The organism is Nitrosomonas ureae, assembly GCF_900206265.1.
GTDB classification, from domain to species: domain Bacteria; phylum Pseudomonadota; class Gammaproteobacteria; order Burkholderiales; family Nitrosomonadaceae; genus Nitrosomonas; species Nitrosomonas ureae_C.
In genome coordinates, this window is record NZ_LT907782.1 from 519,882 (window position 1) to 535,271 (window position 15,390).

The following is a 15,390-nucleotide window of genomic DNA, read 5'->3' on the forward strand; positions in this document are numbered from 1 at the left end:
TAATCTAAGTGATTGGGGTATTTGTTCGTTTGGCATTATTTCTCATCTTGACGGGGTGCAATATTTTACCCCAGCGAGACCAGCACGAAGTAGGAGCGAAGCTTCCGCATCAATGGAGTGAGGGACAGCCAGGGATCAGTCAGCCGATCCCTGAACAATGGGTAGAAGTTTTTGATGATTTGCAACTGCGGGATTTGATTAAAGCCGCTCTGGCCAATAATTATGAACTGAAGGCGGCGGCGGCACGAGTGGACGCGGCGATTGCGCAGGCCCGGATTGATGGATCTGGGCGTTGGCCGCAAATCTTCTTTAGTGCCGATCACCAGCAAGTGCAGATACGTGAGGCGGGTTTTGGTTCATCGAGATTTGGTGTGTTTGAAGCATTGTTTGGTGTTAGCTGGGAAGTGGATGTATGGGGGCGGATACGTGATTTCCACCAAGCGGCGATGTCGGAGGCCGATGCCACTCAAACTGATTTTTATGGCGCACGACTGTCCTTGGCAGCGCGAGTTGCACAAAGCTATTTTGAATTGATTGAAGCGAAGCTGCAGGCGGCAGTGGTCGAGCAATCGATCAAAGACCGTACCATCATTGCTGACCTGGTACGTGGACGTTTCCAGCGCGGCCTGGTGCGCGGATTGGATTTGCGTTTGGCACTGACTGATTTGGCCAGTGCGGAAGCGCAACTGAAGATAACTCGTAACCGGATTCAAGCCACTGCACGTCGTTTGGAAATTTTGCTGGGCCGTTATCCGGAAGGAGACGAGCTGCAAGCAATTGCTTTGCCTTCTTTGCCTGGTGTTATTGCAGCGGGATTGCCCGCCGAGCTACTGGAACGCAGACCCGATGTAACGGCTGCTTTCAGTCGTCTGCAAGCAGCCGATTTTCGTGCCTCAAGCTCAAGGAAATTACGCCTGCCACGCATTACACTCACTGCGGCAGGCGGCACACGCAGTGCGGATCTAACTGAACTGGTTGACCCCAGATCATTGGCTTGGAACGTGTTTGCAGGGCTTATGCAACCCTTGTTTACAGGCGGGCGAATCGAAGGTGAGATCTTCCGTAATCAAGCACGTGCGGAGGAAGCTTTGAGTCTGTATAAAAATACCGCGCTCAATGCTTTTCGTGAAGTGGAACAGGCTCTGGCAGCTGAAGAATGGTTGCGGGAGCAAGAAATCTCGCTCCGAAAGGCCGTCGAGCAAACCGAAGCGAGCCAAAAACTGGCGGTTTATTCCTATCGCAATGGCCTGATTCAAATTCTCACATTGCTTGACAGCTACCGCAGTACGCTCGATGCGCAAAGCGCGCATTTGTCGGTTACCCGTCAATTACTGAGCAACCGTATCAACCTTTACTTGGCATTAGGTGGAGATGTGTAAAAGGAATAATACGTTGATCTTACAGCGAAATTCTATGACTACGAGTGTATGAAGACACGAAGCCAGTTATTCATCGCACTTTTGCTTGGGATTGCAGGCGTATTGACTGCCGTTGCTATTGTCAGCTTTCCTCCTCAAGTCGATCATCAGGAAAATATTGTTAAAGCGCCATCAGTGCAGTTTATTAAGGTAAAGCCGCAACGATTGCGCATGAACGTGCGTTCGCAAGGTCGCGTAATGGCGCAAACTGAAATAGATTTGGTGACGGGTGTTTCGGGTAATATCATTAAGGTTTCACCGGTATTTGTCAGTGGCGGATTTTTTAGCAAGGGCGATTTGCTGGTGGCAGTCGATCCGGCGGAATATGACTTACGCGTGGCCCAAGCGCAAGCCAGAGTGATGGAAGCGCAATATCAGTTGACGCGAGAAGAGGCCGAAGCGGAACAAGCCCATGACGAGTGGCAACAGTTGGGACAAGGGGATCCGAATCCGCTGAGCTTGAGGATTCCACAACTGAGGGAAAAGAAAGCTAAGCTTGCGGCCGAACAAGAAGAACTGAGAAATGCACGTCTGTTACGCCAGCGTACAGACATAAAAGCGCCTTTCAATGGACGAGTGCGCAGCAAGGAAATCGGGTTAGGGCAATATATTGATGATGGCACCCTATTGGGCAGGATTTACAGTAGTGATGTCGTTGAAGTGCGATTGCCTATCAGTACGCACGAATTGGCTTTTATTGATTCCCCCGACTTGCCTCAGCACCAACAATCTGCGCAGCCGGCAATTGTAAAATTGACGGCTAATTATCAAGGGCAACAGCAAATTTGGCCGGGGAAGATTGTACGCAGCGAAGGTGTTGTTGATCAAGATACCGGAATGATCATCATCATTGCGCAAGTCACTGATCCATTTAGGTTGGCAGTCAAAAAAAATCAATCTACCGGAGAAACATCACGTACTCCCATTTTGCCGGTGGGCTTATTTGTAGAAGCAATTATCGAAGGACGCTGGTTTGATGATTTAGTCGTTATACCTGCTAATGCATTGTATAAAGAACAACGCGTTGCGATCATCGATTCCGGGAATCGATTGCGATTCCGCAGTGTGGAGGTATTCAGGCGGGAACGGGAGCAGGTGATTATTAAAGCCGGATTAAATAAAGGTGAGCGAATATTGACGGCCGGGCTTCACCATCCGGTTGAAGGAATGGAAGTTGCGCCCACTGATGAGTCTATTCCATGAAATTGATCGTCTGGTTTGCCAAGAATCCGATTGCCGCCAATTTCCTGATGTTGATCATTATCGCAGGCGGTGTACTGGGTTTAACGATTTCTAAACGATATACGGTTCCTCCCGCACCTCAGAATCAATTGAAGATAGAAATTGCTTATCCTGGTGCAAGTCCTGCAGAAATAGAGCAGGTGTTATGTATTCCGATTGAAGCGGCTCTACATGATTTGGAGGGCATCCGGCATATCAACTCAGTTGCCGATCAGACAGAATGCGAAGTGACCGTAGAGTTTGATCCAGAGATTGATGCTGCACGATTCCAGGCAAATGTGCAGGCAAGAATAGATCGTATTACAGTTTTTCCAAAAGGCGCTGAAAAGTTAAAGATTCAGGAATTAAATGCTGCTGACATGAACGCAGTAATAATCATGGTGCATGGAGAAGTCGGTACCCATACTTTGATGCGTCAGCGCGATCAATTACAACACATGCTCAGCAAACATCCAAATATCGGAAGGATATTTCCCTGGCCCGAGATCCCTTATGAAATTTCGATTGAAATTACGGAATCCGATTTACGCCGCTATCGATTGAGTTTTGAAGAAATCGCAGAGGCTATCCGGGCTGCTTCCAATAATATCCCGGCAGGAGAGCTTAAAAAAACGGATGGTAAATTATTACTCAGGAGTAAGAGCCAAGCGATGACCGTGGCTGATTATGCTGCGATTAATCTGCGGTCTGATCAGAATGGTTTGCGTTTGTTGCTGGGAGATATTGCGCAGATTCGGGAGACTGTCAATGAAAGAGATGTCTTGGCGAGAATCGATAGCCAGACAGCCATGCCGATACACGTCATGTCAAAAGACCGGATTACGACGACAGTGGAAGCTGTTAATGAGGTTATTGCAGCATTCCGTCCTGGATTGCCTGATGGTGTCAGTATTACAACTTGGGATGATTGGTCGAAATATTATAAGCAAAACATGTCGATGCTGATGGACTCGGCTTTATCCGGATTTTGTTTGATCTTTCTGATATTGGCATTAACCTTGCGATTTCATCTCGCCCTGTGGGTAAGCAGTGGGATTCTGATATCAATTATGGGTACCCTTTGGGTGATGCCGATGCTGGGAATTTCATTGAATGCCTATTCAATCGCGGCATTGATCCTGGTTTTGGGCATTGTAGTGGATGACGCTATAGTAATAGGTGAAAATATTTACACGCACCAACAACAAGGATTTGTCGGTTTAACTGCGGCGATCAATGGAACCTTGGAGGTTGCTCCCTTGGTTATCATTATGGTGTTGTCGACGATGATTGCTTTCATCCCGGGTATTTTTCTGCCCGGGCTGAGTGGTCATTTGATGTATAACGTATCCGCCGTAGTTATTTTAACGCTGATGTTTTCCTTGTTGGAAGCGTTACTGATACTGCCTTCCCATTTGGCGGCATATCATAACCCTGCTGTCAGGCACACTCAGACTGATTTAACAACTTTTTTTAACGCGCTTCAGAAAAAGGTTGATGCAGGATTGCACGGGTTAATTAACAGCATATATATCCCGACCCTTGAAGTCCTGTTGCGTTTTCGTTACATCACATTATCAGCCTTTGCCATTGTTCTGTTGATTGCTGTTGCACTGGTTTCTTCCGGGCGTGTTCAGAGCGTTATGGATATGCCGGTAAACGATTATTACATATTCGCTGTTCTTGAGTTGGTACCGGGCACTCCGTTTGAAGTGGTTGATCATGAAATGATGCGCCTGGAACAAATAGCCAATGAAATCCGGCTTGAATTAAACGCGGAGCTTGGAATCGATGCGACAACCTCATTAAAAGACAGTTTTCAGCATATCGTTACAGTGATTAATGATAATGCGGGTTATGTAGATATTGAGATCGCTATTGATGAGCGTGTTCGCTCTCGGATAGATAGTATCAAACAAAAATGGCAGGAACGTTTTGGCGAACCTCCGGTTGATGGAACTCTAACGATACAGACCTTCTGGCCACGGAATCTAGGAATGCCTGCAACCCGATCGGCAAGTGCAGTTGAGTTAAAATTAATTGCTCCAGATGCTGCAACCCAAAGCGCTGCTAGTGAAATACTGAAAGCCAGACTTTCTTCCTATGCTGGGGTTCATAGTGTAACGGGTACTATGCAAACCGGAAAACCTGAATTGAATCTTAGGTTAAAACCTGAGGCTGCACTTCACGGATTAACCATGAGAGATCTGGGGGAGCAGGTGCGCAACGGTTTTCTGGGGCTTGAGGTACAACGATTTTTTCTTGATCGCGATGAAGTTCGGGTTATGCTGCGCTTTCCTTCGGAGCATCGTCGTTCTAGGGATGATTTGAGTCGCATGCCGATAAAGCTGGCTAATGGGAATACCGTTCCATTTTTTACTGTTGCAGAGGCGGAATACACGCCGGGTTTTGTCAGTATTACACGTGAGAATCGTGAGCGAATACAACGTATTAGCGCAGAAGTGTATAAAGAGGAAGTAAGTGTGGAAGCTATTCTTGCTGATTTACGTATGAATGAGATCCCCAAGCTGGAAGCGCAGTATCCAGGACTTAAAATTGAACCAAGTCAGTCCCGGCAGAAGCAAGAAGAAACGATGTCGGCGTTGTGGGGTTATGGCGCATTAGCAATACTCGGAATTTATGCAATTCTAGCAGTGCCATTGCGCTCTTATGCACAGCCGCTAATAATCATGCTTGCAATTCCATTCGGTTTCATCGGCGCAGTTTTAGGCCATTTGCTTTTGAATATACCGTTATCGTTGGAATCTTATGTCGCGTTGTTTGCGGTTGGAGGAATAGTTATCAATGATAGTTTGATATTGGTTGCAAAAATCAATAAGGATTCACAGAAGGATACATCAGCTTATGGCGCTGTGATCTCTGCCGGCAAAGCACGTTTCCGCGCGGTATTCCTCATGACTACGACTACTTTTGCGGGGTTGTTGCCGCTGATTAATGCGCAAAGCTCAGATGCGGAAAAGATAATGCCGATGGCAGTCACCCTTGCATTTGGCATATTGTTCTCGTTCTTGGTTACTTTATTTCTAATACCGACCGCTTGTGCTATTTTAAAAGAAATATCTTATCAGAAGCCTATGCATAAGGTGCTCGGGTAGATTTTGCAGATGTAATCCTTGAGACCTTTGCACGGTGTCATGAGCGGTACGAGAATAAGTCAAAAATTTGCGAAAAAGCGGAGTTTACACGGGGTAAATGAGCATTTTTCGCAAATTTTTAACGCAATTATCGTGCCGCGTAGTAACCGTGCAAAGGTCTCTCCTTATGATTAATGAATTAGTACTAAATCGTATCGGAGTGAGGGGAGGTTCAATGTTCGATAGCTTGAATCAAGCTTATGGCCCGCGGACACTTTCTTCTGTCAATCGAAGCCGGTAATTTGTGATGATTTAATCAGTTGACCCATTTCATATCCAGAATAACATAGACTTATCGACATCAACCCTGGATCTTCAATTCACGATTACGCGTGCTGGTTCGTCGGCTTCGGATAAATCCATTGCTTTATTTTCTCAAAAAATGGGGTATTCATTCTGTTGAACGCAGGAGAGGTCTGTCTTTATATTTCAAAAATATCAGGAGAAATTATTTCTAATCGAGAATTTAATTTATAGATGATTATGATTTACTGGAAGCATTTCCAATAACTCTGTGAGGAGGTTTACCATGATGAGGAGTAAGTTATTGCATAATAATGTCTATGATATAGATTTTGAACCTATGAATTTTGATGATGAGGATGCATTAGCTGATGGCATGATTCCAGATAGCCGGATTGTAAAACTTATCGATGAGTTGGAAGCTGGTGATGATGATTTTTGTGTTGCTGAGGAATCTGAAATCGCAATAAAATCATTGGGATTTTGCCAATATTACGACTACGAATAATAAGGAAAGGATTAGATATAAGCTCTTGGAGTCGTTTTGCTGATATTGGGGTGATTTATACTTTTTATTTTATCTTCAGTTAGATAGATCTGGATAAACGCGGTTACGTCCTTTCTTCTTGGCATGATAGAGTTGTTGATCCGCTTGTGCGATTAATTCGTTCAGAGATACGTTAATATCTTGAGTGGTCGCAACGCCAAAGCTTGCGGTAAATGAGATTTTCTCGCCATTATCAATAGAAATTTGAATCGTCATGATTCTTTTGCGCATTCTATCTGCTATGGCTATTGCATCGGTCAGTTGCGTTTCCGGCAGAAAAATAAGAAATTCCTCGCCTCCCCAGCGTGCCAGAATATCTCCGCTGCGTGCTTCTTTTTGAATTGTTTCCGCTAGCTGCACCAGAACAAGATCGCCTATAGGATGACCGTAATTATCATTCAGCAATTTGAAATCATCGATATCCAGTATGATTACCGAGGTATAACTTTTACTGCGCAAACTTATGGACCACAGTGGCTGCACGAATTTGTAAAAAGCCCGTCGGTTATTTAGGTTAGTTAATAAATCAATATCAGCTCTTTTTTCAGCTGCCAGCTTTTCGCTCTGATTGATGTTAAAACGTTCGGCAAGTGCAAGTGCCAGCAAAATCGCATCCGCTACCATTCCAATTTCTGTAGCTCGGTAAGTGAGCCAGTTGAAAGGAATGAAACCCCATACCGTATTAGCTGTAACAATCCCGCCGCAAATCGTAAAAATTGATGCTAAGAGAAAATATTGCGCGAATCTGTTTTTTTTACGCAGAGAAATGATCCCTAGTATGACAGCAAGACTAAAGAAGTAAAATATAAAAAGTAGCGATATAAATAACGTTATTATGAATTTGTCGGTCAAAATCGCGATTAATGTTAATACGCAAAAGCTGAGGCAGCAGACGATAACTGATTGATGGATGCGAGGACTTGCGGTTTTGATATCCAAGAAATTCAATGCAAATGCACAGCCACTTAAGGTACACAGCATAATCAATACTGGATTGGACCATTGTTGCCAAAGCGGTGAGTCAGGCCATAACCATTGATAGCCATGGCCGGTATAGGCAGCATTTAGCAGCAGAAATAATAAGAGATAGAGTGAGTAAAAAAAATAGGGACCAGAGCGTAATCCGATATACAGCATAAAATTGTAGGCTACCAATGCCAAAATAATTCCGTATATCAATCCGTAGCTATATGCTTGCAGCATATTTCTATCAGCTGTCTCTTTCGCGGTAAGGAAATAAATGGGTAAAACCATTGCGTCGTCGGATTCAATGCGGATGAGCACGGTAGTGTTACCGGTTCTAAAATCATGCTCAGTAACAAAAAAACGATGGTTAATCGGTCGTTGCGAAAATAGCTGCCTGTCGCCAATATGATAGCTATTAACTAACTTGTTCTTATGGAGATAATAAACATCAATCTTGTCCAACCAGGAGGCTTCAAACAATAAATTTCGGAGCACATAGTCATGCGCATGATTTCTAACGCGAAACGCAAGCCACACTGGTTTTGCGCCGATGCCAAAATTAAGCACGGAATCTGAAGATTGCGAAAAGTCACCATTTTGGAATGCGTCATATGCACTTTGCATGCTTAGATGAGTCTCTTTATTTTGATAAAACTGAATATGCTGCCCAATCGGTTCTTGGTATTTTGTAGAGACATCAATATCTTGTGCGTTTGCCGGTAAGCTCCTGAACGAGCACACGAGCACCATGGCTAGCAATACGGATATTTTTTTCATGAACTGCTTGTGTGCGATAGTCAAGTATGGAGAGCAGTTGTGTTAAGCGGATTAAATTCGCGTTATCTTAAGTTTCATAAACAGTTGCCTGACGTGCGTGTATTTCTAAGTATAATGATAACCCTGAATAGGGAATTTTCGCAAAATCGAGTCTAGCTAACCCCGGAAAGCAGGTTGTTCCGATGCGAATTCATTCGCTGGGGATTGATTCTGCGGTCAGATTTTTGAGCAGACAGGTATATTGACAAAAATGTGATAAGGAGAGTGTGGTTTTTCTGACGAATAACCGAATTGAAATTACCCGTGCCACATTTATCATAGTTTGTTTGATCAAAAGTTAGGAAACCGTGCATGGATATGCATTCGGCCTTCAAAATTGGAAGGAGTGCACGGAGTCAATTCCGCGCGTATAGGGTTTTCTGGCTGAGTTGTGGAAATGGCGATGAATTCATTACTACGGAATCGATGCTCAAATGAGCAATCTATAGAGATGGTAATGATATCATTTTGCAAATTATTTTCGATACTGGTTTTTGTTGATATCCGATGTTTTTATTTAACAGTTTTGTTTCATCACAGTCTGATGGGACAAGTTTATGAAAAAATCTGAAAATGTTTGTAAGGTGGCAGTGTATAAAATAATTGTATTATTCCCGCAAAATTATATTTAAGTGATTAATGTTGAAAAGAGCTATATGAATTAAGCAGGAAATGCTCAACAGCTAATACTATCCTATCTATGAATTTATCGCTTGTCGCGCTTATACCTTTTGTCGGTGCAATCTTTGTTGCTTCCGTTTCCCGCTTGGGTCGATTGCATGCCGCCTGGGGCGCCGGTTTCGTGACGCTGATTGCTTTAGCCATTTTATACCCGATGATTGCTGATGTTTTTTCCGGGCAAATTATCATTCAGCGCTTTAGTTGGATACCGGGGCTCGGCCTGGACCTAGCTTTTCGTCTTGATGGATTGGGGCTGCTCTTTTCGCTGATGATCTTAGGTATTGGCCTACTTATTATTCTCTATGCCCGGTATTACTTGTCGGAGCGGGACGACATGGGGCGTTTTTTTGCTTATTTGCTGATGTTCATGGGTTCCATGCTGGGAATTGTGTTATCAGAAAATATTATTCAGCTATTGATTTTCTGGGAGTTAACCAGTCTGTCGTCGTTCTTGCTCATTAGTTACTGGCAACACCGGCAAGAATCACGCAGCGGTGCGCGTATGGCGTTGGCCGTTACTGGCGGTGGCGGTCTGGCACTGCTTGGCGGTTTTCTGTTATTGGGTGAAATTTGCAACAGTTATGATTTATCCGTGATTTTGATATCAGGCGACAGCATTCGTGCCCATGCGTTATATCTGCCGATGTTGATACTGGTATTACTCGGTGCTTTCACTAAATCAGCTCAGTTTCCATTTCACTTCTGGTTGCCTAATGCCATGGCAGCTCCTACGCCGGTGTCTGCTTATTTGCATTCCGCCACTATGGTAAAAGCCGGCGTGTTCTTGCTTGCTCGTTTGTTTCCCGCTTTGTCGGGTACAGCGGAATGGTTCTGGTTGGTTAGTATGACAGGTCTGGTTACATTGCTTGTGGCCGCTTACATTGCTATGTTTAAGCACGATCTAAAAGGATTGCTTGCGTATTCGACGATTAGTCATCTGGGTTTGATTACTTTATTATTCGGCATGGGAACCCCGCTTGCAGCGGTTGCCGGTGTTTTTCATATCATTAACCATGCGATTTTCAAAGCCTCCTTGTTTATGGCTGCAGGCATTATCGATCACGAAGCGGGTACGCGTGATATGCGCCGTTTGCGAGGATTATGGAAATTTATGCCCCACACAGCATTACTGGCCATGGTGGCTGCCGCTTCTATGGCCGGTGTGCCTCTATTTAACGGTTTCTTATCTAAGGAAATGTTTTTTGCCGAAACTCTGCATCATACTCATCAGCCGTTGGGATGGCTGATGCCTGCCGCAGCAACTCTGGCCGGTATTTTTGCCGTGGCTTATTCATTACGTTTTATCCATACGGTTTTTTTTAATGGCGAGCCGGTTGATTTGCCCAAAACACCACATGAGCCTCCACGTTGGATGAAAGTGCCGGTAGAGATTCTGGTGGCTTTATGTTTGCTGGTGGGGATGCTCCCGGCATTAACTGTAGAACCCATTCTTGCTGTAGCCGCTGCCGGGGTTCTACAGGGATCTGTTCCAGAACACGATTTGGCTATCTGGCATGGTTTTAATCCGGCATTATGGATGAGTGTTGTTGCGTTATTCGGTGGAATTTTAATTTATTTGGTTCGCCGTCCATTATCCGCAGGGTACGAAAAAATCGGTGACCGGCTGGAATTTAGATCACTATACAATTATATGCTTAACCAGCTTTTTAAAATTTCTCATTATATAACCCATTTACTGAATGCACATTCTCTTCAGCAGATGCTGTTTGTTTTTATGCTTTTTATTATGGCGCTTGGCATGATAGGCTCCATCGATAATGCATTCGTTCTAACTGGGGATCGCATACGACTGCCTGTAGATGGCGTCAGCGTATTGGTTACGTTGATTCTTATAATTGCCGCGATAGGTGCTGTTATCCTGCATCGGCAACGTCTAGTATCGCTCATTTTAATGGGTGTGATAGGCTTGGGAGTGTCTCTTGTTTTTATCAAGTTTTCTGCGCCGGATCTGGCCTTGACACAATTATCCGTCGAGGTGGTAACGATTGTTCTGATGCTGCTAGCGTTATATTTTTTACCGCAATTTTCGCCGCGGGAATCCGGCAATTACGTACGCAGCCGTGACGTTTTGGTTGCTACAGCAGCGGGTTTAGGTGTGAGCTTATTAGTTTGGGCTATTTTAACCCGTCCATATCACAGCATCGCAGATTACTTCTTGAGTAATAGCGTGCCAGGTGGCGGTGGAACGAATGTAGTCAATGTCATTCTGGTTGATTTCAGAGGTTATGACACGCTCGGTGAAATTACCGTGCTGGCGTTAGCCGGACTGGGTATATATGCGATGCTGCATCAACTAAAGTTATCGGGCTCGGAACAAGACAGTCAGGGACAAACCTGGGATCATGATTTGCATCCGGTTATCATGGCGTCGTTTGTGCGTCTACTATTACCGCTCGCTTTGCTGGTTTCCGTATATATTTTGTTGCGTGGGCATAATCTGCCCGGAGGGGGATTTATCGCAGGATTAATAACTGCGGTAGCACTAATCATGCAATATTTGGCCAATGGTGTGGCATGGGCGCATAGCCGTTTGTCAGTCAATATGCATCATGTGATAGGTGCGGGTATTTTTATCGCGGTATTGACAGGTGTTGCCAGTTGGTTTTTTGATCATCCTTTTTTGACCTCTACCTTTAGTCATTTGCATTGGCCGATAATTGGAGAGTTCGAGCTAGCCTCGGCTATGATGTTTGATCTGGGTGTATATCTAGTTGTCGTCGGTACCACGCTATTGATACTTATTTATCTTGGTCTGGTACATAAAGAAAGTCATTTGACAAACGTCAGAAAGAGAATCCGTTAATGGAAGCGCTGGTAGCAATACTGATAGGAACGCTCACGGGTTGTGGCGTTTATTTGGCTTTACGCAACCGTACTTTTCCGGTTGTGTTGGGTCTGACTTTTTTGTCTTACGCAGTCAATCTATTTCTACTGGTAATGGGGCGGCTCACTATCGGTAAACCACCCATTATTGTAGAAGGTGTTACGGAATATGCAGATCCCTTGCCGCAGGCGTTAGTGTTGACAGCAATTGTAATCAGTTTTGCCATGACTGCTTTTGTCATAGTATTGTCCCTCAAAGCGCATCTGGAAATGGGAAATGATCATGTGGATGGAAAACATAAACCATGATAAGTCATATGGTTATTCTTCCTGTGATATGGCCATTATTGCTTGGCGCGTTGTTATTGTTGCTGCAAAAACAGAGTCTGCAGGTGTTGCGTATTGTAAGCATTTCATCCGTAAGTGTTTTGGTTCTATTGGCAGGATGGTTGCTCAGCATTGTTAACGATGGCGAGATTCTGGTTTATGCATTAGGTAACTGGCTACCGCCCTTTGGCATTATTTTGGTCGCTGATCGGCTTGCTGCCTGGATGTTGATCATTACTGCATTGGTTTCTTTGTGTGCGCTACTTTATGCAGTGCGCGGCACGGATACTGTGGGACCACATTTCCATGTGTTATACCAATTGCAATTATTTGGTTTAAATGGTGCATTTCTGACCGGTGATTTGTTTAATCTGTTTGTATTCTTTGAAATTCTGCTACTTGCTTCCTATGGTTTATTACTGCATGGTGGGGGTCGGTTGCGCACCATGGCCGGGTTACATTTTGTCATCATCAATCTCGTGGGTTCAACCTTGTTTTTGTTTGCCGTAGGAACACTCTACGGGCTTTTGGGTACATTAAATATGGCTGATCTAGCGGTTAAAGTTGCCGATGTTGCTAGCGAGGATATTGCACTCATTCGTACGGCTGGCTTACTGTTGTTTGCCGTATTTGCTCTCAAAGCCGCTCTTTTGCCGCTTTATTTGTGGTTGCCTGCAGCTTATGCGCATACATCTGCTCCGGTTGCCGCTTTATTCGCCATCATGACCAAAGTTGGTGCGTACAGCATTCTGCGCATTTATACCTTGATCTTTGGCGAACAAGCCGGGCCGATTTCCAATTTGATTCAACCCTGGTTGTTACCCTTGGCTTTGGCAACACTCGTTGCAGGCGTACTGGGTGTTCTGGCAAGTACGCATTTGCGACAGCAGGTGGCCTATCTGGTGGTTGCATCGGTTGGTACACTGTTTATCGCTTTTGGCATCAACACGAGCGCCGGAATAGCGGCCGGATTGTATTATCTGCCACATTCCACCTTCGCTGCCGCCGCATTTTTTTTACTTGCTGATGGCATTGCCAATCGACGTGGCGAAATGGGCGATCGCTTTGAGCCGGGTTTGATCATGATGCATCAGCGAATAGTAGGTACACTCTTTTTTGTAGCGGCGGTTTTAGTGACAGGATTGCCTCCATTATCCGGTTTTGTAGGAAAATTCATGATTTTACAAGCGGCGCTATCACATACGGCTCTGCCATGGATAATGGCTATTGTATTAATAACCAGCTTATTTACTATCATTGCATTGGCGCGTAGCGGAAGTCTGCTTTTTTATCGAGCTCAAGCTCCGCAAGCGAGCCATGCTGCAACGGATACCCATGTTCAGCCTAGTATAGTGCCAGACATAAATGGCTTGGTGATTGCTACCTGTTTGCTTGCGCTATGTGTAGTTATAATGATCTGGGCGGGTGCAATTATCGAGTTTGTACAGGCAACATCAAATCAGTTGCTGCAACCTGATGATTATATTCAATCTGTGCTAGGTATTGAGAAATGACAGCCATGGCTCGTTTGCTACCTCATCCAATTTTATCCCCTACACTGACAGTTTTATGGTTATTGCTGGTTAACAGCATAACACCAGGGCAGATTGTTCTCGGTTTGTTGCTAGGTTGGATGATACCGTTATTAACCCAACGCTTTTGGCCGGAGGTTGTGACAATTCGTAAACCTTTTACTTTGTTGCGGTATATTGGGCTATTACTATTGGATATTATTATGGCCAATTTTACGGTAGCGCGATTAATTCTTGGCGATCTAGATCGGCTTAAGCCGGTTTTTATTCAATTACCATTAAGCGTGACATCTGATTTGGCTATCAGTTTATTGGCTAACAGCATCACATTGACACCAGGGACAGTATCGGCGCGATTGTCTGAAGATCGCAGATATTTGTTAATTCATGCACTCAATGAAGCTGATCCGGATACATTGATCGCAACAATTAAGCAACGCTATGAACGTCCATTACAGGAGATTTTTGAACAATGTTAGATCTCGTGATTAGTATTGCACTTGCATTAGTGGCCGCGGCCGTCGCTATGAGTTTCTGGCGACTGTTGCGCGGCCCCAGTTTGCCGGATCGGATTCTGGCACTGGATACTCTATATGTAAATGCCATTGCATTACTTATGCTGCTAGGAATTCATCTAGGTAGTGCGCTATTCTTTGAGGCAGCATTATTGATTGCTTTGATGGGTTTCATAGGCACTGTTGCATTATGCAAGTATTTATTGCGTGGCGATATTATCGAATAAACTATGTTGGAATATTTATTATCTTTTTTAATTTTGACTGGCGCTATCTTTACTTTCATTGGCTCATTAGGCTTGCTGCGGTTAAAGGATTTTTATATGCGCTTACATGGACCGACCAAGGCTACAACATTGGGTGTAGGGAGCCTGTTAATTGCATCGGCGGTATTTTTCAGTAACCGCGACGCCGGTTTCAGTCTGCACGAAATATTGATTACGCTGTTTCTTTTTATTACTGCGCCGGTAAGCGCACACTTACTTGCCAAGGCAGCATTACATCTGAATCTGCATTCGTTTGCGAAAATACCAATCAAATCAATAAAAGAAAAAGCAAGTAGTGACACAAGTATCAAACACTAAAAGGAAAGTCTTTTTTGCCAGATAAGCATGTATCACATAAACCGGTTTAATTAAAAAAACAGCAGTGATATATTTTATTCATCAAGCTTCTTATTCTGCGCGATTTTCTAGCATAAATTTTTCTTGCTAAATATATTCTTAATTATATAAATGCAAAAAATTGACTTTACTTAAAAATCCGTAAATATTATTTGAAATCAATTAGATATTCCAAGACTAATCAAGACGTTCAGAAATTTAGATAATTTTCGTTGTTCGCTGTTAGTATTGCTAGCTTGAAATTCAGGCATTTCATTCCTACTTGAATAAACAAGTAGATTGACAGGGAAGTTATAGTAAGTTTTAAGATTTGATTCTTTAGTACCTGCTATTATTCAATAATAAAGCCAACTGTTAATTCACGTCTACATTTATTAAGCAGGAAATCAAAAGGCTTGCTTGTAAGCTAAAATTACGGGGATAAACTGGTTTATTTCAAGATAAGAAAGATCCTCTATTTATATTAATATAACCCTAATGCTATTACATCTTTTTGAAGGAA

Annotated in this window: 11 protein-coding genes; 10 read left to right on the forward strand and 1 reads right to left on the reverse strand. The window is 43.9% G+C overall.

Annotated elements, in window-relative coordinates; genetic code table 11:
- The first annotated feature begins 8 nt into the window (after positions 1-8).
- The 4 genes from CPG39_RS02250 to CPG39_RS02265 all read left to right on the forward strand — a co-directional run bounded on the left by CPG39_RS02250 (position 9) and on the right by CPG39_RS02265 (position 6,545).
- Positions 9-1,379, forward strand: coding sequence for an efflux transporter outer membrane subunit (locus CPG39_RS02250; RefSeq protein ID WP_096291846.1), 1,371 nt, complete (start codon positions 9-11; stop codon positions 1,377-1,379).
- Positions 1,380-1,427: 48 nt separating this feature from the next.
- Positions 1,428-2,621 carry an efflux RND transporter periplasmic adaptor subunit gene (locus CPG39_RS02255; RefSeq protein ID WP_096291847.1) on the forward strand — a complete coding sequence of 398 codons (1,194 nt, stop codon included), beginning with the start codon at positions 1,428-1,430 and terminating at the stop codon, positions 2,619-2,621.
- Complete coding sequence (locus CPG39_RS02260) at positions 2,618-5,755, forward strand: efflux RND transporter permease subunit (RefSeq protein ID WP_096291848.1); 3,138 nt, start codon at positions 2,618-2,620, stop codon at positions 5,753-5,755. Before CPG39_RS02255 ends, CPG39_RS02260 begins: the two co-directional genes overlap by 4 nt.
- Positions 5,756-6,341: 586 nt before the next feature.
- Positions 6,342-6,545: a hypothetical protein gene (locus CPG39_RS02265; RefSeq protein ID WP_145956198.1), complete on the forward strand. Its 204-nt coding sequence runs from the start codon at positions 6,342-6,344 to the stop codon at positions 6,543-6,545.
- Positions 6,546-6,620: 75 nt separating this feature from the next.
- Here CPG39_RS02265 and CPG39_RS02270 read toward each other — a convergent pair whose 3' ends face one another.
- The gene (locus tag CPG39_RS02270; RefSeq protein WP_096291850.1) at positions 6,621-8,327 is read right to left on the reverse strand and encodes a sensor domain-containing diguanylate cyclase; all 1,707 of its coding nucleotides are present in this window, start codon (positions 8,325-8,327) and stop codon (positions 6,621-6,623) included.
- 739 nt (positions 8,328-9,066) lie between these two features.
- Here CPG39_RS02270 and CPG39_RS02275 point away from each other — a divergent pair.
- From CPG39_RS02275 to CPG39_RS02300, 6 genes are read left to right on the forward strand one after another with little or no spacing between them, the layout of a single operon-like run.
- On the forward strand, positions 9,067-11,871 hold the full coding sequence (locus CPG39_RS02275; RefSeq protein WP_096291851.1) for a monovalent cation/H+ antiporter subunit A: 2,805 nt from the start codon (positions 9,067-9,069) through the stop codon (positions 11,869-11,871).
- On the forward strand, positions 11,871-12,200 hold the full coding sequence (locus tag CPG39_RS02280) for a Na+/H+ antiporter subunit C (RefSeq protein ID WP_013647728.1): 330 nt from the start codon (positions 11,871-11,873) through the stop codon (positions 12,198-12,200). The genes CPG39_RS02275 and CPG39_RS02280 overlap by 1 nt, the downstream gene beginning before the upstream one ends.
- Before the next feature lie 8 nt (positions 12,201-12,208).
- A complete protein-coding gene (locus CPG39_RS02285) occupies positions 12,209-13,732 on the forward strand; it encodes a monovalent cation/H+ antiporter subunit D (protein WP_231990365.1) in 1,524 nt (507 codons plus the stop codon).
- Positions 13,729-14,229: a Na+/H+ antiporter subunit E gene (locus CPG39_RS02290; protein WP_096291853.1), complete on the forward strand. Its 501-nt coding sequence runs from the start codon at positions 13,729-13,731 to the stop codon at positions 14,227-14,229. Before CPG39_RS02285 ends, CPG39_RS02290 begins: the two co-directional genes overlap by 4 nt.
- Positions 14,223-14,492, forward strand: a complete 270-nt coding sequence (locus CPG39_RS02295) for a K+/H+ antiporter subunit F (RefSeq protein WP_013647725.1) — start codon at positions 14,223-14,225, stop codon at positions 14,490-14,492. Before CPG39_RS02290 ends, CPG39_RS02295 begins: the two co-directional genes overlap by 7 nt.
- A 3-nt stretch (positions 14,493-14,495) precedes the next feature.
- Entirely contained in the window at positions 14,496-14,849 is a 354-nt protein-coding gene (locus tag CPG39_RS02300) for a Na+/H+ antiporter subunit G (protein WP_096291854.1), read from the forward strand.
- Positions 14,850-15,390 lie beyond the last annotated feature (541 nt).